The 25,063-nt window shown below is 54.8% G+C and carries 21 protein-coding genes; 11 read left to right on the top strand and 10 right to left on the bottom strand.

The window, feature by feature from the left end:
• Window positions 1-490: 490 nt before the first annotated feature.
• Window positions 491-2,152: a caspase family protein gene (locus ACR0BF_RS16650; RefSeq protein WP_170417841.1), complete on the top strand. Its 1,662-nt coding sequence runs from the start codon at window positions 491-493 to the stop codon at window positions 2,150-2,152.
• A gap of 455 nt (window positions 2,153-2,607) precedes the next feature.
• Here the strand turns inward: ACR0BF_RS16650 and ACR0BF_RS16645 are convergent, their stop codons facing one another.
• Window positions 2,608-3,627 carry a helix-turn-helix transcriptional regulator gene (locus ACR0BF_RS16645; RefSeq protein WP_480625349.1) on the bottom strand — a complete coding sequence of 340 codons (1,020 nt, stop codon included), beginning with the start codon at window positions 3,625-3,627 and terminating at the stop codon, window positions 2,608-2,610.
• 75 nt (window positions 3,628-3,702) lie between these two features.
• Between ACR0BF_RS16645 and ACR0BF_RS16640 the strand changes: the two genes are divergently transcribed.
• From ACR0BF_RS16640 to ACR0BF_RS16630, 3 genes are read left to right on the top strand one after another with little or no spacing between them, the layout of a single operon-like run.
• A complete protein-coding gene (locus ACR0BF_RS16640; RefSeq protein WP_480623897.1) occupies window positions 3,703-4,770 on the top strand; it encodes a DUF1214 domain-containing protein in 1,068 nt (355 codons plus the stop codon).
• A complete protein-coding gene (locus ACR0BF_RS16635) occupies window positions 4,730-5,788 on the top strand; it encodes a DUF1214 domain-containing protein (RefSeq protein ID WP_480625348.1) in 1,059 nt (352 codons plus the stop codon). The genes ACR0BF_RS16640 and ACR0BF_RS16635 overlap by 41 nt, the downstream gene beginning before the upstream one ends.
• Window positions 5,789-5,843: 55 nt before the next feature.
• Entirely contained in the window at window positions 5,844-7,562 is a 1,719-nt protein-coding gene (locus tag ACR0BF_RS16630; protein WP_480623899.1) for an alkaline phosphatase family protein, read from the top strand.
• 349 nt (window positions 7,563-7,911) lie between these two features.
• Here the strand turns inward: ACR0BF_RS16630 and ACR0BF_RS16625 are convergent, their stop codons facing one another.
• Together ACR0BF_RS16625 and ACR0BF_RS16620 are read right to left on the bottom strand one after the other, a co-directional pair.
• A complete protein-coding gene (locus ACR0BF_RS16625; RefSeq protein ID WP_480623900.1) occupies window positions 7,912-8,157 on the bottom strand; it encodes a hypothetical protein in 246 nt (81 codons plus the stop codon).
• Window positions 8,158-8,538: 381 nt separating this feature from the next.
• A complete protein-coding gene (locus ACR0BF_RS16620) occupies window positions 8,539-9,171 on the bottom strand; it encodes a hypothetical protein (RefSeq protein WP_480608156.1) in 633 nt (210 codons plus the stop codon).
• An 806-nt stretch (window positions 9,172-9,977) separates the two neighbouring features.
• Here ACR0BF_RS16620 and ACR0BF_RS16615 point away from each other — a divergent pair.
• From ACR0BF_RS16615 to ACR0BF_RS16595, 5 genes are all read left to right on the top strand, one after another.
• Window positions 9,978-10,373 (top strand): GFA family protein, encoded by a 396-nt coding sequence (locus ACR0BF_RS16615; protein WP_480608158.1) that lies wholly within the window; start codon window positions 9,978-9,980, stop codon window positions 10,371-10,373.
• A gap of 544 nt (window positions 10,374-10,917) precedes the next feature.
• Window positions 10,918-12,480, top strand: a complete 1,563-nt coding sequence (locus tag ACR0BF_RS16610) for an arylsulfatase (RefSeq protein WP_480521429.1) — start codon at window positions 10,918-10,920, stop codon at window positions 12,478-12,480.
• Between the two features lie 126 nt (window positions 12,481-12,606).
• Window positions 12,607-12,981, top strand: a complete 375-nt coding sequence (locus ACR0BF_RS16605; RefSeq protein ID WP_480521427.1) for a DUF4345 domain-containing protein — start codon at window positions 12,607-12,609, stop codon at window positions 12,979-12,981.
• Window positions 12,982-12,997: 16 nt separating this feature from the next.
• The gene (locus tag ACR0BF_RS16600; protein ID WP_480521425.1) at window positions 12,998-13,855 is read left to right on the top strand and encodes a DUF302 domain-containing protein; all 858 of its coding nucleotides are present in this window, start codon (window positions 12,998-13,000) and stop codon (window positions 13,853-13,855) included.
• Between the two features lie 258 nt (window positions 13,856-14,113).
• On the top strand, window positions 14,114-14,296 hold the full coding sequence (locus ACR0BF_RS16595) for a hypothetical protein (protein ID WP_480625347.1): 183 nt from the start codon (window positions 14,114-14,116) through the stop codon (window positions 14,294-14,296).
• A gap of 211 nt (window positions 14,297-14,507) precedes the next feature.
• Here the strand turns inward: ACR0BF_RS16595 and ACR0BF_RS16590 are convergent, their stop codons facing one another.
• Window positions 14,508-15,479, bottom strand: a complete 972-nt coding sequence (locus ACR0BF_RS16590) for an AraC family transcriptional regulator (RefSeq protein ID WP_480625346.1) — start codon at window positions 15,477-15,479, stop codon at window positions 14,508-14,510.
• On the opposite strand from ACR0BF_RS16590, the gene ACR0BF_RS16585 reads away from it, so the two are divergent.
• Window positions 15,468-17,054 (top strand): metal-dependent hydrolase family protein, encoded by a 1,587-nt coding sequence (locus ACR0BF_RS16585; RefSeq protein WP_480625345.1) that lies wholly within the window; start codon window positions 15,468-15,470, stop codon window positions 17,052-17,054. The two genes, ACR0BF_RS16590 and ACR0BF_RS16585, sit on opposite strands and share 12 nt — an antisense overlap.
• Window positions 17,055-17,803: 749 nt before the next feature.
• On the opposite strand, the gene ACR0BF_RS16580 is transcribed toward ACR0BF_RS16585, so the two are convergent.
• From ACR0BF_RS16580 to ACR0BF_RS16555, 6 genes are read right to left on the bottom strand one after another with little or no spacing between them, the layout of a single operon-like run.
• Window positions 17,804-18,457, bottom strand: a complete 654-nt coding sequence (locus ACR0BF_RS16580; RefSeq protein ID WP_010442259.1) for a DUF3299 domain-containing protein — start codon at window positions 18,455-18,457, stop codon at window positions 17,804-17,806.
• A gap of 18 nt (window positions 18,458-18,475) precedes the next feature.
• Window positions 18,476-19,879: an ABC transporter permease gene (locus ACR0BF_RS16575; protein ID WP_260027312.1), complete on the bottom strand. Its 1,404-nt coding sequence runs from the start codon at window positions 19,877-19,879 to the stop codon at window positions 18,476-18,478.
• Complete coding sequence (locus ACR0BF_RS16570; protein WP_037321629.1) at window positions 19,879-20,565, bottom strand: ABC transporter ATP-binding protein; 687 nt, start codon at window positions 20,563-20,565, stop codon at window positions 19,879-19,881. Before ACR0BF_RS16570 ends, ACR0BF_RS16575 begins: the two co-directional genes overlap by 1 nt.
• A 29-nt stretch (window positions 20,566-20,594) precedes the next feature.
• Complete coding sequence (locus tag ACR0BF_RS16565; RefSeq protein WP_480625344.1) at window positions 20,595-21,752, bottom strand: HlyD family secretion protein; 1,158 nt, start codon at window positions 21,750-21,752, stop codon at window positions 20,595-20,597.
• A gap of 34 nt (window positions 21,753-21,786) precedes the next feature.
• On the bottom strand, window positions 21,787-23,241 hold the full coding sequence (gntH, locus tag ACR0BF_RS16560; protein WP_480625343.1) for a guanitoxin biosynthesis MBL fold metallo-hydrolase GntH: 1,455 nt from the start codon (window positions 23,239-23,241) through the stop codon (window positions 21,787-21,789).
• Between the two features lie 4 nt (window positions 23,242-23,245).
• Window positions 23,246-23,554 (bottom strand): hypothetical protein, encoded by a 309-nt coding sequence (locus tag ACR0BF_RS16555; RefSeq protein ID WP_010442264.1) that lies wholly within the window; start codon window positions 23,552-23,554, stop codon window positions 23,246-23,248.
• A gap of 144 nt (window positions 23,555-23,698) precedes the next feature.
• Between ACR0BF_RS16555 and ACR0BF_RS16550 the strand changes: the two genes are divergently transcribed.
• The gene (locus tag ACR0BF_RS16550; RefSeq protein WP_010442265.1) at window positions 23,699-25,024 is read left to right on the top strand and encodes a tetratricopeptide repeat protein; all 1,326 of its coding nucleotides are present in this window, start codon (window positions 23,699-23,701) and stop codon (window positions 25,022-25,024) included.
• Window positions 25,025-25,063: the final 39 nt, after the last annotated feature.

Below are 25,063 nucleotides of genomic sequence, written 5' to 3'. Positions count from 1 at the left end.
TCCGCAAACTTGCAAAGCTCAGACCAATCTCGGCGTGAAGAGCCGAGCAGGAAGACTTCAGCCGCTATTTCCGCCGCGCTTACACATCGACTTTTTCAACAGCATCCGGACTCTGCTGCCGTTGCCAGTTCAAAAATGAATGGCAGCTGTGCGCGATTCGCGCAGGCAGCGAAAAATAGCAAGGGCGGGAAGTGGAAGTTCGCTGCAGTCGCTACGCATGCTCGCAGGAAATGCGGAAGCTGACGTTTAGATAGCTTCCCAAGCGAGCATCTTTCTGTCCCGCCGCAAGGCGGCTCCGAGTTCGTACTTCATATGAATGGTCCATGCCGAAACTGGCGCAATGGGCGGGAAGCGAACCTTCGTCGTGTCAATCCCGAACTCCGCTATGCGGCCTAAGCCGAGCTAGAGCTTGTCCACGCCGGTCATATTGATTGAATTCCGAAAGTGTGGAAACGTTCATATGGTAGACGCGTTAACGGCGATATTTCACATGAAGCGTATCCTGTTCTCAGTTGTGTTTTGTTTTCTGCCTGCGATGGTGCTGGCGGACAAAGTTGCCTTGGTAATTGGCAATGCGAACTACCAACATGTCAGCAATCTCAAAAACCCGTCGAATGATGCGATCGACATTGCAGAGGCATTGCGCAGGATCGGGTTTGAGGTCACAACAGGTCTTGATCTGGATTACCGCGACATGCGCCTTGCCATACGTGACTTTGGAGAAAAGGCAAAAAACGCCGAGTCGGTCATCGTATACTTCGCCGGCCACGGCATCGAGTTGGACAACACGAACTTCCTGATCCCTGTCAGTGCGGAACTGCGGAGCGACCGTGACATCGAACTCGAGGCAATCCGCCTCAACACATTGATTAGCTCCATCGCGGGCGCACCCGGCTTGAAGATCGTGTTGGTTGACGCCTGCCGCAACAATCCATTCCTCGCGACTATGGAGCGCACAAACAGCACCCGCTCAATTGGACGCGGACTTGCACGTATCGATCCGGGAGGTGTGTTGGTTGGATATGCTGCAAGGAGCGGAACGCTGGCGCTTGACGGCGATGGCCGCAACAGCCCCTATGCTCAGGCTCTGCTCAACCACATCGAGGAACCCGGACTTGAGATTGGCAAGTTGTTTCGGCGAGTCCGCGACAGGGTTTACACTCTGACAGAAGGCTATCAGGAGCCATTTACTTATGGCTCGCTTCCCGCCAGAGACATTTTTCTTGTTCCAGATGCGGCTGCAGGCTCGACGCCAGAGGAAGAAATTGAGCGTGTCGAAGACCAGATTTATGCGGACTTTGAACTTGCGCGTTCGCTCGGAAGGCTTGATGCGATCGAGATGTTTCTGGAGCGATACGAAGGCGAAAGGGATCATTTTGCAGTCGCGCTCGCCCTTTCGTTGCGGGACGACTTGCTTGCTGAGCACCAGAAGGACGAAGTGCCGGGCAACAGTAGTACTGCGCGAGACAAAGTAGCAGCTCTTGTGCCGACATCGCCTCAAAGCGCGAAGGATGATACAGAGACGCGCAGCCTGATCCGTGATATACAAACTGAGCTAAATCGCGTTGGCTGCAGCGCTGGCACAGCGGACGGTGTTGCGGGCCCACGCACGAGATCTGCTTTCTCTCGGTATATCAGCGCTAGAGAGAATCTTGGACTGACGCCTGAGAGCCTCGAGACCAGTGAAACTCTTGCCGCACTTCGAGGAGAGCAAGGAAGAGTCTGTAATCAGTTGGTCGCGCCGTCTTTCGCGACTTTTGATGGTGACTACATTGTCTTAATCAGACGCAGATGGGACGATGATTATTGGCAAACAACCAGTCGGCCCGACAAGGCCTATTTCCCCGGAAAAATCGAGCCACTTGCAGCCTTGCGCATCAATCGCAATGGAGACAAGCTGACCTTGCTATCTGCCCAAGGCTTTGCGGCCGAAGGGCCTTGGTTTAGGGACTTCACTGGCAAATTCGATGACTCCGGTCAGTTGAAATTGCGTTTCACATTGAGTTCGCATTTCGGGCAGGCGACACCCTATAAGGTCAATATAAGCGTCAAACTGCCCGAAGGACTTTCGCCAGGAAGAAGGCTTGTCTACGAGCCGCGCAGGATTGACGGGCAGTTTTTTCTGAATTTTCTAATACGCCGTGTCAGTTGAAACTTTAAAGCGATGTCCTTGCCTGCTCCGCAAGAAGACCGTCGCTCTGGGCTCCTCGTCGCTGTTCGCCGCAGATTTCGCCAAGGTCTTGTTTGGGCCGTCCTTACACGCATCAATGTCGGAAGTCAGCGCTTTTTAGCTATTCATGCGTGATGCAGCATTTGCAACTATGGGCTCTCTGCAGACGTCGGATGCAACGCAGCAATATTTTAGCAGGCCCAGATCCCGGTGAAGTGGACGGCCCTTTGCGGACCTTCTCCCCGCTTGCAGTCTCCGCAGTGCGGCGTCGCCGGACCTGCCATTCGCTGCGGCCGCACATTCTCAAGAACGGCAAATGCCGGCAGAGCGGACGAAGCGCAGGTCTGGGGAATTTAAAATTTTTTGGCAGACTTCGGGACGCCTTGGGTTTCCAGAAAATCCATCGTGTATATGCGAATGTGATCAGCGGCAACGACTCAAGTGTTTGTGTTTCGGTTTCCCCGGAAGCTCTTTGGTGAAGAGCCGGTCCACTCCCTGAACGCACGGCGAAAGCTTTTCGGCTCTATGTATCCCAGCATTTCGGCGATCCGTTCGACCGGAATGTCCGATTGCTGAAGCATTTCGCGCGCCTGCTCCTCGATGAGCATGGAGCGGATTGTCCTGTATGCCGTCCCTTCCGCCCTAAGGGCCCTCTGAAGTGACCTGGGGCCGATCGCAAGATGGGCCGCAACTTTGCTCTCGGAAAGCACACTTGTCGGAAGATGAGCGCGCATGATTTGCAAAACCGCGCCTTCAATGGACTGAACCGGCTCAACCCCCATGAGCGCACCCAGGTCCCCGAATGTAATAGTCTTCCGAGACTGCAAGGGGTGCGGGTTTCGCGTGTCAAGGTCGCAAAGCCGAAGCGCGACGGACGGTGACTGGGCTCCCGTCCTAACAGGTGCGCCGAACAGATCTGCAAGCTTTGACTTGTCGTCACCATTGCCATCGGGAAGTTCAAACCAATCGGGCTGCCAGTCCGTGCCGAGGAAATGCCTGGCCACCTTGGAAATAACGAACAGCGCCCCTTCGTCGAGGTGTCGGTGGCCGACGACCGAGAAGCCTTTCGAGTCTCGTCCGACGACAACGTGCGTGTCAGTCTGTCGGATCACGATTTCAGAGCCAGGATGCGTCAGCGACAGCGCGCGTCGCCCGCGGTCAAGCGCAGATCGCAGATCCGGTGCGCCCAGCACGTAGTTCGCATAAGCTCCGTAAGCCAAGTAGTCGAAGGCCCAGCCAACCCTGGCACCCAGATGGCGATCGCTTATCATGCGGGCGACGGACTCCAGAATGACGGCCTCAGCAGCGTAGGAAACAAACCCGGTTCCTTCTGACAGCATCTTACGGTCGAGACCAGCCGTTCGGAGCGCACTCCCGACGACGTGTTTCGGGACGAAGCTGTCAAGAATGTCCACGACGTGCGCCAGTTCGATGATGTTGACCAACTTCTGTCTCATAGCGTCTCTTTGTCACAAAATGACCGGTCGCACTATGATAAAACGCCAGGAAAACGAAGACTTGAGGGGCGACTCATGAAAGGTAAACAGTTGGCAAACCGCATATTTTTGTTTCTTGCATTCCTGGCCGCGATCGTCTCTGGTCCCGCTCATGCCCAAAACTTCGACACCACAGTGGACCAACTTGCCGACAGCAGGGAAATCCCAGTCACGGTAGACAACTTTATCCGTGCCGCGACAGATATCGAGTTCGGCAAATATGTTGCCCTCGCTGGAGGGGTAAACAAGTTCTACCACTTCCGCGAAATGATGCCCGTCCATGCTCAGACCACCATCAGCGCGAACCGGGACACTCTCTATAGCGCCGCGATCATCAATATCAGCAAGGGCGCGACGGTCACCCTTCCGGATGTCGGCGACCGCTACATGTCGGCGATGGTCATCAACCAGGACCACTACCTGAACAAGGTCTTGCACGGTGGCGGCGCCTATACACTCGATATGGACACGTTTGACACGCCATATGTCGCCGTCTATCTGCGCGTCCTGCTGGATGCGACCGATTCCGCGGACCTGGCCGCCGTGCACGCGATCCAGGACCAGATGTCGATCGACGCTGCCTCGTCCAAACCCTTCATCGTCCCGCCCTATGACGAAGAGGACTATATAGGGCTCGTAAGGGCCGCCGTCGGTGTCGGCGCCTACCTTCCGGACAGTTTCCACATGTTCGGCAAGAAGGAGGATGTCGATCCAGTGCGGCATTTCATTGGGACGGCCGGTGGCTGGGGCGGATTGCCCGAGGATGAGGCACTTTATCTCGGGATCTCGCCGAACCTGCCGGTCGGGAAATACAAGATCGAAGTGCCGGCCGACGTGCCCGTCAAGGATTTCTGGTCGGTCAGCCTCTATGATGCAAACCGTTATTTCGCGCCGAACGCGATGGACGCCTATGTCATCAACTCCGTCAGCGGGACGTACAATGAGGACGGCTCGATGACCGTGCATCTGGGCGGCTGCGAGGACGGGCGCGTGAATTGCCTGCCGCTTGTCGAGGGGTGGCAATACACCGTGCGGCTCTATCGTGCAGCGCCGGAAGTGCTGGATGGAAGCTGGGTCTTCCCGGGTGTCGAGCCCGCGAACTGACAGAAAGGACAGAAAAATAAAACACCTTCTCCTTGCCGCTGCCCTCTGCGCACCCGCACCAGTTCTCGCCGAAGATATCACGATCCGGAACCTCATGCGCGCCGAGAGCGATACGATGTTCCGGCTCACTATGAAGAACAACGGAACAGGTGTCGGCGAGATCGCCCATGAGCGCGAGGTAACCTCCGCCGACAAGCCGCAGCCAGTCATCCGGCCCAACCAGGACACCTTGTATTCGTCCGCCCTCATCGATCTGTCCGAGCCGGTGACGGTGACGCTGCCGGAGGGCGACGGACGGTTCCAGTCGGTGCTGGTGATCAGCCAGGACCACTACAACTTTGCCTATGCCGAACCCGGTGCATACGAGCTGACCGAGGACGAGGTCGGGACCCGCTTCGCGATGCTCCTGTTCCGCACCTTCATCGACGCGGGCGATCCCGACGATACGGCGCGCGCCCATGCGGTGCAGGACGGAATTCGCCTCGAAGGCGGCGGAACCGGCCCCTTCGAGGCTCCGGACTGGGATCTCGACGCCCTTGCCGCTGCACGGAAGGCGGTCAGTGACCTCGCCGCTGCCGTCGGCCTTGATGCCAGCATCGCCTTTGGCCGCCGCGACGAGGTGGACCCGCTGGGCCATCTGATCGGGATGGCGGGCTGGGCGGGGCAGCCGGCCACGACGGCCAGCGCCTTTGTCGACGCCGTCGATAGGAATGACGGCGCGACCCCCCATGCCGTGACGCTGCAAGACGTGCCGGTGGACGCGTTCTGGTCGATCACCGTCTACGACGCTGACGGCTTCCTCGCGCCCAACGATTTGGGGCGGAACAGCTATAACAACACCTCGGCCACCCCGAATGAGGATGGTTCCTTCACCATCCATTTCGGTGGCTGCGAGGATGACCGGATCAACTGCATCCCTCTTACGCCGGGCTGGAACTACACGGTCCGGCTCTACCAGCCACGCGCCGAAATCCTCGATGGCAGCTGGACCTTCCCGGATGTCCTGCCCCTAAACTGATGACGCGACGGCCCGCGCACCGCGTGGGCCGATCGACGAGAGGAAGGAGCCTTCGATGTTGAAAAAGCCACCTGTCCAAACGGCCAGTTGCGCCGTCTTCCTGGCGTTTTCCTTGGCGAACAGTGCATTAGCCGAGGATAAGCCGCGCCTCATCCTCCAGATCACTGTGGATCAGCTGCGGGGCGACCTGCCTTTCCGCCACTACGACCAATTTGGCTCGGGCGGATTCCGCTATCTGATGGATCAGGGCGTCTACTACGACAACGCCCACCACGCCCACGCCAATACCGAAACCGTCGTCGGCCATACCACGCTGGCCACCGGCGCGCATCCGTCGGCCCATGGCATGGTAGGCAACCTCTGGTACGACCGCGCCACGGGGCGCACTATCTACAATGTCGAGGACGCCGACTATCCACTCCTCACTCGGGGCGCGGACGTGAACCCCAACACCGAGGTCGACCCCACCCAGCTTGCCGCCAGTTCCGATGGCCGTTCGCCCCGCGCCATCCTGACCACCACCTTTTCCGACGAGCTGTCCATCGCCACCCAGGGCCGCGCCAAGGTCTTTGGCGTCTCGGTCAAGGATCGTGGTGCCGTCTCGATGGCGGGCCACACCGGCAAGGCGTTCTGGTTCTCCAAATCCGCCGGGGAATTCGTCACCTCCAGCTATTATTACGACGGCTACCCGGATTGGGTGACCGATTGGAACGCTAAGGATTTCCTGCAAAACTATCTCGGCACCTCGTGGCAGCTGACCCATCCCATCGATAGCTATCTTTTTGGCGATCGCGACGATCAGGATTGGGAAACCGATCTTGCCGGGTTCGGGCGCACCTTCCCGCACCCCTATTCGATCGTCGATCCGCTTTCGTGGAAGAACGATCCCTATTTCCCCACGCTGCTCACCTTCAGCCCTGCCGGGGACGAGATCACCGCCGATTTCGCCAAGACCCTGATCACAGCCGAGGGCCTGGGGCAGGATGACGTCACCGATTACCTCTCCGTCAGCTTCTCGGCGACCGATTACATTGGCCACGGCTTCGGCCCCTCCAGCCTCGAGGCCGAGGAAAACCTGCTCCGGCTCGACCGCACCCTGACCGATCTCTTCGCCTTTATCGACGCCGAGATCGGGCTCGAGAACACCCTGATCGCGCTGTCCGCCGATCACGGCACGCCCGAGGCGCCGGGATACCTGGCCGAGCTTGGAGAGATGGGCGGCTACGTCAACCCCGAGCACTGGGCGACCCAGCCCGCCGCCGATCGCATCCGCGCGCGCTTTGGCCTTAGCGATCCGCTGATAGCGGGCTATGACCACCCCTACCTCACCCTCTCGGAAGAGGTGCACAGTCGCGACGACATCGACCTTGTCGCGCTGGAAACCGCCATCGCCGAAGAACTGTCGACCTTCGAAGGTATCGCCTTCGCTGTGCCTTCGTCCCGCATTCGTACGGGCGCCCTGCCCGACAATGCGCTGATGCGCGCCGTGGCCAACAACTACAACCCCGACCGCTCGGGCGACATCTATCTGGTGACCAGCCCCGGCTGGTTCATCAACGATTTCGACGGTCTCTCGGTCACAGTCACCCACGGCTCGCCCTGGCGTTATGACACCCACGTGCCCATAGCTTTTGCCGGTTTCAGCCTCGCGCCACAGCGGGTCTCGCGTCGAGTGCATACAGTCGATCTGGCGCTGACGCTTGCCGCGGTCGCAGATACGCGCCCACCCGACGGCGCCGCAGGAGAAGTGTTGGGGGAAGTCGTCGGGTACTAGGCGCCTCGCGGTAATGCAAAGCGGAGACAGTAACTGGGTCGGATTGAATGTCGGCTTCCAGCTTTTCGCGCTGACAGGTTCGCGGTAGCAGAGATGGACCGCTTTCCGGTTTTAAAGCGGGCAAAGGCGATGCTACGCTGTGTGAAGCAAGGCACTTGGGTTTGTCGGTGGTGTGGGGATGACCTGCCCGACTATCGCAGGACTGAAGCGCGGTATTGCTCTGAGGGGTGTAGAAAACGGTCAGCGAGGGCGCGCAGGAAAGTCAGGAAAAGCACTCAGGAAGTGTAAAGATCCAATGGATATCTGGTTTGGTTTCGGCACTAGCCACACTAAGATTACCCTAAGGTTTCTACTCTTTCCCCATGAAGCCCAACGCGCCTTCGTTGTTCAAAATCTCAATTGCTGTATCAAGGGCCGCTTGGTCCGAATTGAACTTGTCGTCCCAGACATAACTGGCGTCTTCATGGTCCACCACTTCCAACGTCCATTTGTCCTGGTTGTCCAAGCGGTAGATTTCGATTTCAAACCGATACCCGTCTAAAAGCACAGCCTTGCACCTGTCTGACATCACCAGCTTCGGTTCATCTACATTCATGTCCGTGCCATCCTGACTATAAGCTCTGTGGTTTGGCGGACTTGCGACAGCCTGTGGGTTTCCGTCCGTTTCCAGAATATGCTGTAACACCGCATGCCCGACAATTCCAAGCGCGCAGAGTTTCCTTGTCCTGCGCGGTTTTTCTCTTCCAACGGCACGAGACTTTCTCTTTGGTTGCTCCGAATACGCGGAGCATCAATCGCAAGGTAAAATACAGTAGGATGACGCCCAGAAGTATTCCGGCGATGAGCCAAAAATCAGGGCCGCTACTCTGCACTGAAATAGACTTCAAACCGCCTCCAGAAGGACACTTACAACCAGCCAGATTTCCCCATAACTTGGCCGGTATCGATAATGCGTCATCCCCAAACTCGTACCCCTTTAGTGAATGGAAACAACCTTACATTTACTCAGCCCGAAGCGGCGCGTGAGCTTTGCTGCCTTCAACGCCTTTACCAAACGGGCGCTGAAAAACAGGCTCCACGCTAGGCATGGATCAACCCACAAATCGGGCCCCTCCAAGGCTATGTCTGCAACAACAAAGTCGAAGTCTTTGGGCTTCATACCCCGTTTGATCCAAGTATCTGGTTTGTTACCCAAAGGTTTGACCATATTCGACCGATCCGGAACAAACGCCGTTTTCTGTTCGCCAAGGGCGAGTGTAAAATACTCACCTTCAACTGGTGTCACACGGTCGTGTTGGCAAACGTTCAAAGGATAGATTTTCGTTTTTCCCAACTCTGCTTCGCGAAGTACATCCGCTACCGCGCGAGATATGACGGGACCAGCAGGCCCGTTGAATATGTCGGGAAGTGCCTTGAGCTTTTTATACGGGTACAACCCAAATATCATATCCGGAAAGGCGTCACGGGATTGGACTATCCCGGCTTTGTTTCTTTCTGTAACTGCACCTGCGGTCGGCAAGTCATTTAAAGCCTGCTCGGAGGTAATGGGCTTCATCAACGTTGGGTCATACATGACCTGGCTAAACCAGACGCCTTCATTCTCTTCCACTAATCACCCATTCTCAAAATCGCAAACTGGATCAAAAGATAGTATTTAAACAAATCAAAGGACAACGAGTATATCCGGCAGTGGTGGTGCGACGCGCCGAACTCGTACCCCCTCATTGAAATCATAATCCCCATCAAGGCGCGCCGCTCCGCACTGATATTTGCGGAGAGTGTTCAAATTGCGTCCATGAGATGAAAAGTGCGTTGGCGCTCCGGCACTCGGAAAGTGCAGTTCAATACTTTGGCGGTTCGATGAAGTACTCGTGGGGCGGCGCGCCGAACTCAACAACCCCCTCAAATCCAGATGGAAAAACTGGAACGTTCTAAAATCAACACGCGCCACCCACGGACAGAGGATCGCATTGCGGCAAAATTGTGTCCACATCTCGTTTTGAAACTCACTGTTCGCTCATTGGAAACAAACTTTTTCGGTGAAGTTTGCAGTGTTACGGGAATCCCCCAATTTCGGGAAGCATGCAAACTGGGTAGTTTGGGATCAGAATAACCACTTACCCCCTCGTGACGAAGATAGGGGCTGGCCTCGACCCCCTCAGCCAGCCCTTATTCCTTTTCTGGCCACCCCGGCAGATTTTTTGGAGCAGGAACGTCATTCCGAACCAGCCAGTCACGCATCGCCGCCCAGTGGTCCTGTGACCCAGCTGCGTATCTCTGTGAATGTAAATCGGCTATCTGTTGTCCAAGGGAAGGCCACAAGTGTAGCTTGACCCAAGCGGCGATCCGCACCTGGGCCAAAGCACATGGGTCGGTCGTCATGATGCCGTCAGTTCCGAGAGCGGGGATTGATACATGCTGAAAGGAACGTGCCACTGCGGCGAAGTTGGCTGGACTCTCGATGCTGTGCCAAAGTCGGTCACGGCCTGCAATTGCACAATCTGTCGGCGTTACGGTGCCCTTTGGGCCTACGGGCACATTGGCTATGACATTCAAACTACCGGGAAAACAAGTACATATCTGCGTCGCGATAGCGGGGATATCCATTTTCACTTCTGCGCCAATTGCGGGTGTGTGACGCACTACGTTGCGTGTTTCTCGGACGAAAACGGCCGCAAACTGTCTGCGGTTAATGTTCGAATGTCTGATCCGTCACCAATCAGTGAGATTCCAATCCGTCACTTCGAGGGGCACGACAGCTTTCTAGAACTTCCTCGTGACAGCCGAACTGTAAAGGACATGTGGTTTTGACGTGCTTCCAGGCAGCGGACATTGGAGCGACTGCTGCGAAGGCCCTTTTCGTCGTCGTCCCGCAGGGCGAATGATATGCAAATCGTTCGCTGCCGCGAGAGTGAGAAGTCAGTTCCGTTGACCTGAATGCTCCACCCTTTGGGCTTTTCATTCATCCGTGCCGACATCAGAGGCAACGCTGTATTAGCTGTCGCACGGCGAGATGATACATCGGGGACGGCCCATACCAGTCACTCAACCATGGTCTAGAATGCTGCAGACGCAGCCCGCTTAGCGGTTGTTCGCTGCACTTGCAAAATTGGAGACTGAGTGGACTCACACATCGCGGGACTTTGCAGCCATCCGCATTCTTGCTCTAAAGGACCACAATCAGCCCAAACCGGACATTCAACCCAGGACTTTGCAATTCCGGCTTGGCGGGCTTTTTGGTCGAAGAAATTTCTTGCACCAAGGTGCTGAGCCCAAAAAGTTAACAAATCAGACCGTTCCTCTAAGCCGATGTTTTTCCTATGGTTGGTAAGAAGTACCAAGTCGGGAGGTCTTAATGAAAAAACTTATCTCAGTAACGGGTGCCGTCTGCTTTGCTTTCACTGGAGCTTGGGCCGACGAACATACCCCGCCCAACATTCTTGTCATCATGGCAGATGACGTGGGTTGGGCGAGCGTCGGCGTTTACCACGGAGGTGTCAAAAGCATCGAGACGCCGAACTTGGATCGCCTCTCCTCTGAGGGTGCTCGTCTCACAGATTATTATGCCGAGCCAAGTTGTACTGCCGGTCGATCAGCTTTCATGACCGGACAATTGCCAATACGGACTGGTATGCACACGGTTGGACTGCCGGGAGATCCGATAGGTTTAAACCCAGATGACCCAACGCTTCCGATGTTCCTGAAAAAGTTGGGGTATACGACGGGGCAGTTCGGAAAAAACCACCTAGGCGATCTCAATGAGTTCCTACCGACTACAAAAGGTTTCGACGAGTATTGGGGCTGGCTGTATCACTTGAATGCTATGGAATATACGTCTGATCCGGATTGGCCAGACGACCCAGAATTCAACGCGCAATTTGCGCCTCGCAACATCATTCATTCATTTGCAACAGAGGAAGTAGACGAAACAGTCGACCCGCGATTTGGAAAAGTCGGGAAGCAGCGCATTATTGATGACGGGCCTGCGCCTCCTGAGCGCCAAAAGACTTTGGATGACGAAGTGACATCTTACACGAAGGACTTCATTTCTCGTGCAGTAGAGTCGGACACTCCGTTTTTTGTCTGGATGGCTCCAGCCCGTGCACACGTCTGGACCCACCTCAGCCCCGAATACGAAGCTATGTTGGGCAATGGGCGCGGACTTCAGGATGTTGTCATGAAGGAGTTGGACAACAACGTTGGTAACGTTCTCAGCCACCTTGAGGATCTAGGAGTTGCCGATAATACCATAGTGATGTTCACCGCCGACAATGGCCCGGAAACACTGACGTGGCCTGATGGTGGTACGACACCGTTTCATGGGGAAAAGGGTACTACTTGGGAAGGTGGCTTTAGAGTTCCTGCGATTATTCGCTGGCCGGGCAAAATTCCAGAAGGTCAAGTCTTGAATGGCATCTTCAGCGGAATGGACTGGATGCCAACATTTGTAGCTGCGGCTGGAGGTCCGACAGATCTAAGAGAAAAGCTCCTAGAGGGATATGAAGGCTATAAAGTGCATCTCGATGGCTACAATCAACTATCTTACCTGACGGGTGAGGATGAAGAGAGCAATCGCCGCGAGCTGATTTACTATCAGGGTACGGACCTCCAAGCAGTACGCTACAACGATTGGAAAGCGCACTTTGTCGTTCAAAACCACGGCTGGTCAGGCCCGAAGGAAGAACTGGTCGCCCCCTTGCTTTTCAACCTCCGCCGCGATCCCTACGAAAAAGCTGCGGAGGAAAGCGGTATGTACGTCCGCTGGATGGGTGAGAAAATGTGGGCATTCGGCCCAGCCGCCCGGTTAGTGCAGGCACATCTCGCTACTTTCGAGGAGTTCCCTCCGCGCGGGAAGCCGGTCGCCAATCAAGACCATGTTGAAGAACAAACATCAACCGAAGGCGGCATCTCTCAGTAGAGGAAGCGAGTCAACCAATACGCCTTTCCCACCGCAGCGTGGGCATCCGGCTCGGATCATCGGATGCCCAAAATAACCGACTAGGAATTTCGCAAAAAGCGAAACCTCTACGAGAAGGAGTCCTCCATGAGTGCTAGATTAGTCCTTCTGCTTGCGGCCGTCGGCCTCGTGCCAATTGCGTTGTCATACGGTCTGATGCCCGGCCGTTCGATCCCAGTTTTGCTGGGATTTCCAGTGGAAGGGACGAACCAAACCCACGTGTTCCGAGCGATTATGGGTCTTTATCTGGCAAACGCTTTGTTTTGGTTGGCAGCCGCTTCAAAACCAGAATTACAACGCCCCGCGCTGTGGGTTCTTTTTTTGTTTATGTCAGGACTGGCCGTTGGGCGCATACTAAGCATCCTTATCGATGGAGTTCCGAACGGGATACTTCTCTTTTATCTTGCAGCCGAGATAGCTTTTGCAGCTCTGGCGGCGGTTTCTCTTAAAAAAGTACGGTGAAATAGGAAGTAGTAAAATGGTGAGGTTTGGCTTTGTTTTCTCGATGATTGCAACTCTATCAGTTTCGACATCCGCTTTTGCACAATCTTCATCTGCCCAGACTGCGGTGGACGAAAACTTCTTAGGGATTGAGACTGCCGTTGCCGAAGCGGGAGCTACTCCAATCGCATCGATAGATCACGCGCGCCTGGCCAAAGCCGAAGGCGTAGAAATGCCAGCATCTCGCGTACTCATTTTCTCTGTTCCAGAGATAAACACGCCCATTCTGAAAGGGAACGTGCGAGCAGGACTGGACCTTCCTTTTCGCGTACTTTCCTTCGCTCAGGATGGTGGCCCACAGATCTCTTACACAGACTCGCAATTTCTCAAAGTCCGGCATGGACTCACGGACGCTTCTTCGTTGCGTGCGTTTCAGAGTAAGATGCTCGAAGTTCTAAACGACTTGGAAGCAACACCAGCGCCGACCAACGGGTTGTTTGCCGACTACGGGATCATCGAGCTGCGATCTCAGCTCAGCGTACCAGAGGCAGTCGAACGTCTCAGGACAGCCGTGATGGGGCAGGACGATACTGTCTGGTTTGGAGAAATCGATTTTGCGGCCGAAGCGTCCCAACTGGGGACGGAGCTGCCGGATGCTGTTCTCTTACTGTTCGGCGGACCAGCGCCCGGTGGTGTGGCTATGGCGGACTTTCCGACAATTGGTTTGGATGCCTTTTGCCAAAAACTATTGGTTTATGCGAATGAAGAGGGCGGCTCCGTAGTCATTTTCAATGACATCGCTGCCTTGGCGGAGTTGCACTACGGTTCTTCAGCCGAACCTCATCACGGATTGAACAAACGGCTGACCGAGACATTTCGCAAGGCAATTGAGTAGCCGCTGTTAGGAAAACGCAAAAAACCTTTGCCGATTGGCCATCTTTTCGTCGTCCGCTTTGGGTTGATTTCAGCGGTTCTCAACGCAACAGGCCTACCACGCTTTGGGCCGTTCGTTAGACTTTGCAAAGGCCGCTTTCTGCGCATTGCTGTCATTGGGGCATAGAGCAGCATCGGTCAAAGTGGGCTCACAGCTGCCGACGGATGCGGCGCGGCATCTCGTGGCGAAGCCCGCATGTATGCTTCAGGGATCGGCCCATTGCTGACTTTCATCACAGGCCGCGACGCCGCGATGCAGCTCACGCATTCCGGCCGTTCGTGCATCTCGCAGCATTTTTTCGACGGCAATGACCGGGTCGCGGACGAAATGAACGCTTCAACGGAAGACGCGAATGTCTGCTTGAGCGCCGATACCGGACACGCGGACCGATCTGCAAACTGATTGCACCCCTGTGCCGTGGCAACTTGCGACCTAGCGCAAACACATACGGTTGGACTTGAGTTTGCAGTCAAGATTGTTTTGATCTGAGCGCTTCCCATGCGCCGCGTTTGGCGCCAGTCGAGTGTCATCCGGAAATGGAAATTCGAAGCCTAGATATTTGGGCGAGATAGATGCGCCAGTGCAATTTCGCAGCGCTGCTAGGACCGTACACCTAGCTACAGCTTTTTCGGCAGGCATTGGCTCGCGCCAAGGTCGTGGACGGTAATTCGCCGAACATGGCCTTGTAATCATGGGCGAAACGACCGCTGCCGAGGAACCCCATCATCAGAGCAGCTTGCTTAACCATCTTTGGGGCACCAAGCGGATCTAGAAGCGCTTCTCTCGCCAAAGTCAGACGATGCTTCTTGATGTACTGCCCCGTCGAGATTCCATAGACCTCGTTGAAACACTTGTGCATCTGCGTGCGCCCGACGCCGGCCAGCTTGCAAAGATCGGCGACGGATGGAGAGATGGGACCAGCCTCACGCAGTGCCGAACGCACAGCAGCGACGGTGCGGACGGAACTGCGCGGGTGCTCCGAGGGCTTAGCGGAGTCCATTGAAGTGTCGAGGCACGCGGCGATGGCCGAAATCAGGTCGGCTTCGTGAACCGGAGGCATCAAGAGCCGCCCATTATCCTCAGCCATGCCGCTAACCGTTGCCAGAAGACTGGTTAAAGTGTGCCGCAGGATGGCGCTAACCTCGCTACCGTTGACCAAAAGACGGTTCGTAAGTTCCAGATCCGAGATCTCCCCCGCCCTTTGACTAGTAACAGCCGCAGAAAGAGCCTTGCGCTTTACTCCCAGCAGGATCTGATCTCGTCGTTCGCCAGAAGTGAACCATTCCTTGCCGCCATCCAGCAAAAATACGTCGCCACCCCTTACGACGTGGCCGTTGATTCTCAGGTCGCCTTGCCACGATATCGGGCACTGGAGCATCACCCAATCCGGATGCGCTACAATTGTCGATGTGGCCTTCTGCCAGATTGCGCTACGGGCAAGGATGCAGTTGCGCCCCCAGACCGTTACCGAGCGTTGAATGAGGGCACCCTGGCCGAGCTGGACCGCCTCGGCCTCGATGATCGGATACCGGTCGTAGTAGTCTCTCAGTCTTACATTCTGATCAGCGGCTCTATGAGTGAACATTTCGAACCTCGCTTTTTCGTGACCAAATCTGGTGTCGCGTTAATCTTTGACGAACGATCGCGCTGTTGCCGTCCGGCATGGACCAACGCTATCATGATTCATTTCATGTTGGGGAGGACATTAGCGGTGAAAGCCAAATCCGGGTCAGGGAAGCTTCCCAATGTCCCCCTTTATCTAGTCGGTCGTACAAGCGCTCTCATCCACTTCATGATTGATCGAGGTATTTCAATGACTTTTCCATCCAAAACGGCAGCACTCATCGCAACGTTACTGATTTCGCCTGCTCTCGGCAGCGCGCAGGACGCTGCAACCAGCGGTTCTATCCTGTTCACGAACGTCGACATATTCGATGGGGTGAACGAAGCGCTGATGCAGGATGTCAGTGTCCTAGTGACAGGCAACACGATTACACAAATTTCGTCCGACGACATCGCCGTGGCAGATGCGCAGGTGATCGACGGCAGCGGGTACACGCTGATGCCGGGAATGATCGATTCCCACACACATCTGATGTTTTCCGGAATCACATTTCCCGAGGTCCTTTTCCAACGATCCGGCTATGGGGTGATCCAGGGTGTTGTGATCGCTGAACAAACTTTGATGAACGGCGTTACGACCGTTCGCGACATGGCGGGCGACGTGTTTGACCTAAAGCGCGCTATCGATGAAGGCACGGTCCCTGGCCCACGAGTCTATCCTTCTGGTGCCATGATTTCGCAGACCAGCGGTCACGCCGATTTTCGGCTGCCCGTTGAACCCAATCCGACCTTAACCGGAACAATGACAGTTCCCGGACAGAAGGGCGCCGGACTAGTGGTCGACGGCGTACCGAATGTGCTCGCTGCTACGCGTGAGCAGCTTCGCCTTGGAGCATCGCAGGTCAAACTTGCGATAAGCGGATCGGTAAGCGGGATCAATGATCCGCTCGATACGACGCAGTTCACTTTGGAAGAGATCGAAGCTGCGGTGGCGGCCGCAGAGAACTGGGGTACGTACGTTACTGTACATGGCTACTCGTCTCGCGCCGTCAACCAAGCCATTGATGCCGGAATCAAGTCGGTTGAGCATGGCCAGCTTCTCGACGAAGCCACGCTGCAGCGCATGTCGGACGAAGGGGTGTGGCTCAGTATCCAGCCCTTCACCTTGTGCAATGAGCCTGGGCTGACCCCGGATCAAAACGCGAAGCAGGCAATTGTCTGTGAGGGAACCGGCAAGGTCTACGAGGCGATCAAGTCCTTGCCCGACCTCAAGGTCGTGCATGGTACAGACATCTTCATAAGCCCTGGAAAGGGTATCGGCGTCAGCGAAGAAGTCGAGCAGCTGGAGCGCCTTCTGGACTGGTTCACACCCTATGAAATCCTGAAGATGACCACCGGCAATGCAACCGAACTGCTGCAACTGTCCGGCCCACGCAATCCGTATCCTGGCGTTATCGGACGGGTCGAAGTGGATGCGCTGGCCGATCTCTTGCTCGTCGAAGGAAACCCGTTGGAAAGCCTCGATGCAGTTACCGACCGGGACAACATCAAAATCATCATGAAGGACGGCGTAATCTACAAGAATACGCTGAACTAGGCCTTCCACGGGCGGCGACCAGACGGTTTCCTGCTATCGCCGCCCCATTAATCCCTTTTTCGGTTTAACGCCTGATGGAAACTGTACGCAGGGACCCATAAGCGCCCCCCTCGGAACCTAAGTTTGTCGCGAGCACAATTGGCTTTTGAAGGTCGGTTTGATGGGTATTGTTGAAACTGATGCAGACTGCGGAATTCGGTGATTTGGGCTCGAAGCGGCCCAATGCGACCGCGGCACGCACCTTGGCTCAGACCGCAGGAAACCGGCCGTTCGCCACAAACGCCAAGCCATTGATCTTTGGCCTTGCCCGTGGCACCCGAGACATTCACGCTTCGGCAGGCGACGTTAATGTCAAACACCGCGAATACGGGCTCAGAGCCCAAACTAACGGATGCTGCGACACGCACGAAAGGCGGCTTACAAGCGCGGTATGCGATGCGATTAAGAACACTGATCAATAGGTCAAAGAGACAACATGATCGATCAAGAGCAATGAAAAAGAGTTCTTGCTACTTATAATAAGCTGATTAACCAGCGAGGGTTGCCGGGTGTACTTGTAAAACCCGTACGCGTGGAATGGTGTGGTCACGAAATGGCGGATCGTGAAAAAAAATCGCCCTATTGATCATCAAGGAGCTTCAGAGGAGATTTGCAGCGTCACATCTGCACGAACCAAAGATCCTGATACAGGGGTGCGGTGCAAAGATTTATCCCGGTGAAGCCATAGAACAGACCTCTAGTCTGACTGATCAGTCATAGATTTCTACCGACAGCGCATCCATCGCATATGAGGTTTCGATATTTGCCTGGCCGTCCACGTAATTGAGTGACTGGGACCTGCTCAGTGCCCGCATTTCCCCGCTTATCCAAACCGGCTTATATAACTCATCGATTTCGAAGCCTTGTTCGTATCGCACGTAAACCATCTGATTGGCTGGAGGTGCTGGTGTGTGAATGCAGGCTCCAACTGTCGGAACCAGAAGGAATTCGACCGCCTTCTGGTCGACAATATCCAGGGGAAGGAGATAGCCGGGAAGGCGCACGTTCTCTCCCAAAAGGTCAAGGTTCGGTTCGCGCGCGGCAATCAACCGTTGGTTCATCACAATTTCGCGTTGTTCAAACAACCAATCTGGGTCAAGGCCTTGAGATACGAGTCCTTCGCGGATCTGAAACGCTTCTGCGCGCTTCTCGTCATCCGCAGTGTCCGCATGCAGAACCTCAATCCGATAAAGCATGGCCAACGCATTGACCTGAGAATATTCTAGGGTGGCAAAAGGATCGTGGTAGGGCCGCTCTTCAGGAAGGAGATCCTGCCAACTTATGTTGCGCGGATCCGCTGCTAGAAGAGGCCCCGCAATCGCAAGGGCGAATAAGATATTCAGAAAATGCGCAATGGTTTTCATTTCAGCGGATCCTCTTATTCAAAGCCGCACCAACAGTCCGTCTGATAGCGTCATACGGTACACCCTTAACGCAGGTATAATACTGGCAAGAAGACCAGAGCAGAAAACGATGGCTATGAGAAGAACCTCGCGAAAACTCGGCAGGCCAACACCGATGCGAAGCCCAAAATTTGCGGCAAGAATCGGATCTATCACGCGCGTGAGAGCGCTGAGCGCGATTACTCCAAGCACGATACCGGCCGACAACAATAAAACGGCTTCAAGCAAGATCAGGGAAAAGACGCCGGCAGGTGTTGCGCCCACGGATCGAAGGATCGCAAATTCACGCCGCCGGTTGTCGAGTGAAGCAGACAACATGACCACCATGCCGATCATTCCAGCCACTGCCACAGCGCCTGCCATCAGACGCAGCGCAGTCTCGGCCGTACTGGTAATCGACCAAAGCTGCAACAGCGCAACATTAGGAAGAACAGCGGTCAGTGCCTCGTCGCGATGGTCTGCCAGTTGCCGTTGAACTGAAAGCACCGCCGTTTTTTCCTCCAGCCCGGCAAAAATCGCGTTGATGGTCCCCGGTTCATGATCATGGCCATCGTGATCGTGCCCGTCAGAGGTCGTGACAGTTTGCCCCTCGTCTTCATGGCCGCTTCCGTGAGCATGACGGTCGTCATGTTCCTGATGCCCTTCTTCGTGCTCGTCAGGCTCGTCTAACTCCACATGGTCATGGTCTTCGTGTTCTCCGGCGACTTCTGGTGCTTCGATCAAAACGAATGGGTCCGCAACCTCTGATGCAGGTTCTTCGTGCAAGGCGTCAAAACCCTCGAGTGAGACAAAAACCATTCTGTCGACGGCCGTCCCGGTATGCCCCAGCACGCCGGTCACTGTGAATGGCGCTTCGTCGTGCACATCAAAGGCGACTTCCCCTGAGCCATGGGCATTCACGATTTCAGTACCTGACGTGTACCCGAAAGCCTGAGCAACTTTTGCTCCAATCACTGCGCCATCTGGAGATTTAAACGGAACACCTTCAGCAAATATCAGTTGCCGGCCGCCACTATGACGAAAGTGGTCAAAATATTGCTCGGACGTTCCTATCACGGGATATCCTCGGTGGTTGTCACCCATCATGATTGGCACTGTCCAGCTTATCTGGGGCAGATCTTCGATCATCTCGTAGCTGTCCCAGCTGATACCAGCGCCAGTTGTGCCGACACCAAAAACCGTTGCCATCAGGATCTGCACATCGTTTCCGCGTGCCGCAATGATCAGGTCGATCCCTGATGCAGAATTGGCAAAACCCGCTCGTGCCTCTGTTCGCAGTCGTTCAACCCCAACAATCAAAGCCACGCTCAAGGCAATGCTAAGAACAGTCAACGCAGCGATAAAGCGGCGATTGAGAAGGCTTTTATAACAAAGATTGAACATCACGTTTTGCCCGCGTTCAGCATCGGCAAGTCAACGCTCCGATCGAAGTGTTTTTCCAGGCTGCGATCATGGCTGACAAATAACAAACTTGCCCCTGATGCTTTGCATTCCTTCAACAACAACTGGACAAACGTGTCTTTCGCTTCCTCATCCAAAGCCGAGGTGGGTTCATCCGCCAAAACTACTTCAGGCGCCCCTATCAGAGCACGCGCCGCCGCAACGCGTTGTTGCTGCCCAACACTCAGTGCGCTGGCAGGTCGATTGATGAGCTCAGTATCCTCAAGACCCAGCTCACTTAGCAACCGTGTGGCGGTAGCCTTGGGGTCTGGCCCCGACCGATTGCGACGTCGCGCTGAAAACCGGCAGGGCAGCAACGTGTTTTCAAGCGCACTGAGCCAAGGCAAGAGATTGAAGACCTGGAAAACAATCCCCAAATGATCCACACGAAAACGGTCACGATCACCTCCGGCCAAAGCCCCGACATCCGTGCCTGCAACGCGAACCGCGCTTTGCGGTACATCGATCACGCCAGCAATTGCCGAAAGCAATGTGGTCTTTCCGCTGCCACTGGGGCCTTTCATAAACACACTTTCCCCGGCCTCAAGATCGAAGCTAGCGACTGAGAGAACCGGGTCAGGTTGACCGGGCCACCGAAACACCAAGGATTTGAGCTCTACAGTTTTCATTGATGACACAGATGCTTTGGCTTGGTTTTTCAAAGATAATTGAGCTTCTTGGTGACCCAGAAAAGGATCTCTGCCAAAACACCAATGGCTCCGGCCTCGTCTGTCTTGACCAAAGCTGTTCCTGACGTTCCAAATTGCAAGTAATTTATGTCTGCATCTGCAGGTAGTTCAACCAATACGATGTAGCTGGATATCCCGGTTAGTTCGCGCAATGAGGGAAGGCCTGACCTTAGATCAACAGTACCTTCGACAGTTCCGACCGGAAAATCGGAAATACGGCCGGTAATTTCTCCGCCGGGTTCCGTTCTAAATGCAAGCCGGATTTCGTCACCGACCGAAACATTGGCACGACTGGATTGGGGCAGAGTAGCAATTACTGCAAAGTCTCCGGGTTCGACAAAAGTTATTGCCCCTTGTAGCGGAGTGGCGCGGTTACCTGGTCGTAGTGATACAGCCGTGACAACGCCGTTTCCCGGCGCTTTTACAACTGTTTGCTCTAAATCCCAAAGAGCTTGCGCAAGTGTCTGTTCGGCCTCCACAACACCTGCGTCACGCCCGTCGATCTTCGCGGCGATACGCCGCTCAAGGCTTGTCTTCCGGGCTTCTGCTGCGCGGATATTCGCGGTCAACTGGTCGATGGTTGAGACAGCCTCTTGCAGTTGGAACGTGGTTGATGCCCCGCGTTCTTCCAAACGGATGATGTCATCACGACGCTGAATTCCGAAAATCAGCTGAGCAGTCAGGGATTCAATCTCGGCCTCGGCAGCTGATAAATCTGATAACAGTTGATCGGCAGATGACTTTGCAGTTTCCAAGACAGCTTCGAGCCGGGAAACCTCGGCTTTGAAAACCTCATTATCTATCCGGAATAGGGTCTCGCCAATTGCAACTTCCTGGTTTGGCTCCACAACGACTTCTGTAACCGTGCCCGCCACGTTCGGAGCAATATTCGTCGAAACACCCTGAATGGATACCGGGCCAGTCGGAGTTGTGTGGTTCAGCGCACCGATGACCACCAGAGCGATAACACCGGCTACACAGTAAACCAGAGTTTTCCAGAATCCATTCCAGGGGAGAAGGTGAAACTTGGAAAAGACCAGCCAGACTATTCCAAAGTAGAGGCCAAGTACGATTAACAAGACTTCATTCCTTCGTGATATTTCCGGAAAGTTCGAACGACCACCCAAACTTACGAGTGATCGCCCTGTTTGTCATGATGACTTAGTTGTCACCTTGCTCTTCCAACACTTTGCGGTTGGCTTCACGATGGCGCCATGCCGCGCCCATACTCTCTTTCAGATTTTCGGGAAGCGCTTCCAGAGGAACAACAAGGTCGTCATCAACTGGCCACTCTGTCAGCAGCTCAGGATGATATACCTCGGGATAGTACAGCTTAGGATCGATCTCCATATCCCGCACGTAGGGTTCTTGAATGTCTTCGCGCCGGTGGGGCGGCTTCGGCACGATCAACTGACCATTGCTAAAGTCAAACTGCGGCGCTCGTGAGTTTGGAAACTCGGGCAATATGCCTTCGCGAACCCATATCTGATCTTTGGTGACGTTCACAACGATCCCGTCAGGCGCTCCAAAGTGATAGGGGCCTTTCCAGTGCTCTCGGATCTCCGCTACGGTTTCCTCGATCTGATAGGGGTCATAGCTCATGTGAGTGTTCATCAGAAGCCTGGGTTGCACCAGATTGGCAATGTAGCCGGCCGCATAGCTGGGCGTGTGATGGGTGTCGACGGTATACCGCCCGAGGAAAGGCGGCACGCCTTGAACTCCGGATGAGATTTCGATGATTTCCTGTTGCTGTTCCGTTACGAAGACATCGCAGCCTTTGGCGAAAGGAATGTCGATCATGTTGGGTCGACCGTCACCTGTCCAGATGAAGCACATGCCATTCCAGTCCATCCGGTATCCGGACGCACCGTCCTTGGCATGGCTTCTTTGCCAGTGTGTGACTTTGACCCCGTCTTCATCATAGATCACGCCACCATTGTCACGGAAATCAAATTCGTTGACTTCGATGTCCCAACCTTTGCCAACGGGAAAGACGCTGAACGCATCCCGGTGCCAGCCGGTCATCATTTTCATGCCTTCTACCATCGTTGCGGTGCCGTACTCCTTGGTGCGGCCGGATGGGCCGTGGACCGTCAACTGCTCGTGCCATCCACCTGCCCAGGTTCCGAACATCCACAGGTACGGCAGCCCACCAAAGTGGTCCACGTGCAGGTGCGTGATGAATACATCGGTAATTTCATTCAGTGCATATCCACTGGCAATGATGTTCGCTGGTGAGCCCTCACCAATGTCAAACATGAAAATCTTACCGTTACCCAGCTCAACAAGAATCGCTGTGTTCATTTGCCCAGGGCGAATGAACGGGGCAGATCCCATGAAGATAATTCTCATCTCGTTGGGCTGTACATCTTCTGTGCGTGGGAACCAGTTCGCCGCACTTTTCAACCACGGTTGAGGAGAGATGCCCTCAAAGGTCAGACCCTCTTTCCAACGTCCCATTGGGACGCCGCCAGTCAGTGCAGCCTCAATATCTTCTTGGGATGAGGGCTCCTGTACCGGAGGAGCCTGACCGAACGCATTTGTGGCGAACAATGTCGCTGCGACGGCGAGTGCGCTGAGTGACTTAATTGACTTCCTCTGTCTGTCTTGCAGCATATTTTCAGTCCTTTGTTCGAGCCTGGGTGAATATGGGAGCCACTTCTGAAATGGCTTTCGGGACAATCTCTGAATTAGTGAATCGAGAGAGATGCTCGGCGATTTCCTCGGCCAGCCCGTTTAGGCTTTCGGTGACAGGATCGATAAGACATGGTGACGTCTGCTCATTGACCTTCCGGACCCTCTCCAACTCGGTTGAGAGCAACTCGAAGTCACCGCAAAGTGCCTCGAATCCACGATGGTTCTTTCGCATGACGCGGATGCGGCTGATTTGGTCCGGAAAAGCGAGCTCTAGTAAGTTGATGTCCGTCATTGCCCTGGCGCCTAGTCCATCTCTGGGCACTAGGCTGAGGGCACATCGCGCGACGCGGAAGGGTTACACCGTGAAATTAGGGTGACATTCAAATATTCATTTGACAGTATAGAGTTGAAAATACAGAGAAACTTGAAGTTTCAGATGCCCGACAGAGAATTGACCCTTGATCCGGAACGTCACGCGACCCGTGTGAAGTACGCGCTGGACCAGGTATTGGCGAGTGACATATTTGGCAAGGCGGAACGCCTTCGGAATTTTCTGAGCTACGTTGTCGAAGAAGCCATTGCGGGTAGATCCGAGGCTATTCTTGGCAAAACAATCGCTCAGGATGTTTACTTCAAGAGTTTTGCCAGTGATGACGGCCACATCAACGTTGTTCGTGTGGATGCGGGGCGGTTACGGCGGAAACTTCAGCAGTACTATGAAACGGCAGGTGCTGGAGACGATCTGCGCATTCACATTGATAGCGGCGGCTACGCACCTTGGTTCGAGGACCGCTCTGGTACAATTCAGAGCAATGTCGATCATACGCCATTCAGGCCAGGATTACCCTGGCGGATTGGCATCCCTGCTGTCACCATAGCGATCATTGCTCTTGCTTACGTCTTGGGCGGGCGCATGGAACAGGTTGTTGATCTCAACCCAAAGACATCTGCGCGCTCACTTGAGCGAAAGGCTCTATCCGCTAAATCACCCGCTGCAGTACAGGCGTCAAATTACTGCGATCAAGCTCGGGGCCTGCTCTTTCCAATCGCAACTATCGATAACCAGATCCTGGCCAGCGACATTTTTAGAATGGCAATAAATGAGGCTCCCGATTTTTACTGTGGATATGCCGGATTGGCCCATAGTCTGGGAACCCAGGCTCTACTAACGCGAGGCGAGGAAGAGCGTGACGCGCTGATACTGAATTCAGGAAAAATGGCACAGAAAGCTGTGGATATTGCGCCCTCAAACGGCTGGAGCCAATCGGCAATGGCATGGGTGTCTTACGTTTCTGGCGACTATGACAGCGCATTGGACTATTCAGCACTCGCCCAGTCGCTTCGACCCAATGACGGAAACGTTCTGGACTTTCGCGGCGTGATACTACTGGTTATGGGTCGCTTTGAAGAAGCGTATGACGTCAGCGACCCAAGCCACCCCAGAGAGATGGGAAGTCATCGGTTTGCCCACAGGAACATTCACGCGGTTGCCAGTTTTCACATCGGTGAGTTTAGGGAAGCAATCGCGTCCTTGAAATTTGCGAGTGACAATGGTGACCCCGTCAGTGCACTGTCTTTGGTATTTTTGGCGGCTTCCTATCAAAGGTTGGGCGAAGCCAAAGACGCACATGCAACCTTGAATCAACTGAAACAGTCGTGGCCAGAGTTCAGGCCAGATCTTGTTCTAGCAGCATTTTATTCCAGTCCAAATCTATCGGACGAAGTGATTTCAGCCTTAACAGATGCGGGATGGCGGTTTTAAGATATTCCTTTTCGAGCCATGGCTGGAAACAGGCACATT

The organism is Ruegeria sp. AG7, assembly GCF_056541545.1.
The sequence above is the reverse complement of the archived record's forward strand: the minus strand, read 5'-3'. Positions and strand labels throughout refer to the sequence as shown.

Excerpts from the sequence above, each read along its gene's own strand:
- ACR0BF_RS16590 (WP_480625346.1), bottom strand. The coding sequence starts at position 15,479 with ATGTTCACTCATAGAGCCGCTGATCAGAATGTAAGACTGAGAGACTAC.
- ACR0BF_RS16570 (WP_037321629.1), bottom strand. The coding sequence starts at position 20,565 with ATGAAAACTGTAGAGCTCAAATCCTTGGTGTTTCGGTGGCCCGGTCAA.
- ACR0BF_RS16550 (WP_010442265.1), top strand. The coding sequence starts at position 23,699 with ATGCCCGACAGAGAATTGACCCTTGATCCGGAACGTCACGCGACCCGT.
- ACR0BF_RS16605 (WP_480521427.1), top strand. The coding sequence starts at position 12,607 with ATGAGTGCTAGATTAGTCCTTCTGCTTGCGGCCGTCGGCCTCGTGCCA.
- ACR0BF_RS16610 (WP_480521429.1), top strand. The coding sequence starts at position 10,918 with ATGAAAAAACTTATCTCAGTAACGGGTGCCGTCTGCTTTGCTTTCACT.
- ACR0BF_RS16645 (WP_480625349.1), bottom strand. The coding sequence starts at position 3,627 with ATGAGACAGAAGTTGGTCAACATCATCGAACTGGCGCACGTCGTGGAC.
- ACR0BF_RS16600 (WP_480521425.1), top strand. The coding sequence starts at position 12,998 with ATGGTGAGGTTTGGCTTTGTTTTCTCGATGATTGCAACTCTATCAGTT.
- gntH (WP_480625343.1), bottom strand. The coding sequence starts at position 23,241 with ATGCTGCAAGACAGACAGAGGAAGTCAATTAAGTCACTCAGCGCACTC.
- ACR0BF_RS16625 (WP_480623900.1), bottom strand. The coding sequence starts at position 8,157 with ATGAATGTAGATGAACCGAAGCTGGTGATGTCAGACAGGTGCAAGGCT.
- ACR0BF_RS16555 (WP_010442264.1), bottom strand. The coding sequence starts at position 23,554 with ATGACGGACATCAACTTACTAGAGCTCGCTTTTCCGGACCAAATCAGC.
- ACR0BF_RS16615 (WP_480608158.1), top strand. The coding sequence starts at position 9,978 with ATGCTGAAAGGAACGTGCCACTGCGGCGAAGTTGGCTGGACTCTCGAT.
- ACR0BF_RS16575 (WP_260027312.1), bottom strand. The coding sequence starts at position 19,879 with ATGTTCAATCTTTGTTATAAAAGCCTTCTCAATCGCCGCTTTATCGCT.
- ACR0BF_RS16650 (WP_170417841.1), top strand. The coding sequence starts at position 491 with ATGAAGCGTATCCTGTTCTCAGTTGTGTTTTGTTTTCTGCCTGCGATG.
- ACR0BF_RS16585 (WP_480625345.1), top strand. The coding sequence starts at position 15,468 with ATGAGTGAACATTTCGAACCTCGCTTTTTCGTGACCAAATCTGGTGTC.
- ACR0BF_RS16630 (WP_480623899.1), top strand. The coding sequence starts at position 5,844 with ATGTTGAAAAAGCCACCTGTCCAAACGGCCAGTTGCGCCGTCTTCCTG.
- ACR0BF_RS16635 (WP_480625348.1), top strand. The coding sequence starts at position 4,730 with ATGGAAGCTGGGTCTTCCCGGGTGTCGAGCCCGCGAACTGACAGAAAG.
- ACR0BF_RS16640 (WP_480623897.1), top strand. The coding sequence starts at position 3,703 with ATGAAAGGTAAACAGTTGGCAAACCGCATATTTTTGTTTCTTGCATTC.
- ACR0BF_RS16580 (WP_010442259.1), bottom strand. The coding sequence starts at position 18,457 with ATGAAAACCATTGCGCATTTTCTGAATATCTTATTCGCCCTTGCGATT.